Annotated in this window: 1 rRNA gene; it reads right to left on the bottom strand. The window is 40.2% G+C overall.

From position 1 onward, the window contains the following. Window positions 1–451: 451 nt before the first annotated feature. Window positions 452–563: ribosomal RNA gene (rrf, locus tag HB364_RS32875) — 5S ribosomal RNA — on the bottom strand. Window positions 564–574 lie beyond the last annotated feature (11 nt).

The following is a 574-nucleotide window of genomic DNA, read 5'->3' as shown; positions in this document are numbered from 1 at the left end:
AATTTACCATAAATCTTACAACTTATGTGCTGTTGCTTCCAAACTTTCAAAGATCTTTATCAGCTTACTACCGAAGGTTTTATCCCTCTTTCACTGACCCCGTTTCGTTGGGGTTGCAAAGGTAGGAGGTTGATTATGTTTCACCAAATTTATTCTTACTTTTTCTTTAAGTTTTTTCTTTAAGAATCAGTGGAGAATATATTTGAAAGAACTAATGGTTGAACTATCGTGCCGGTCAAGGCAACTGATAATTGGGTTTTGTGTGTGCATCCTTTAAGGGGGTGCTTTTGTTTGCAGGGCTTTTGTATTACTGAGAACCTGTGTGCCTGCCTGTTTGAACTGTGAAGCTCTTTTGAAGAGCGTTAGAGCGGTGAAATAAGGTTATTGAATAAGGTAGGCTCTCATAAAAAGCAAAACCCCTTACACCGAAATGTAAGGGGTTTTGTAATAAATATGGCAGCTACCTACTCTCCCGCATTTTGGTGCAGTACCATCGGCCATGAGGGGCTTAACTACTCTGTTCGGTATGGGAAGAGGTGAACACCCTCGGTATAACCACCATAAGAAGGTAATA

This window comes from Paraflavitalea devenefica, assembly GCF_011759375.1.
GTDB lineage: Bacteria > Bacteroidota > Bacteroidia > Chitinophagales > Chitinophagaceae > Paraflavitalea > Paraflavitalea devenefica.
This window is presented reverse-complemented; position numbering and strand designations above follow the sequence as displayed.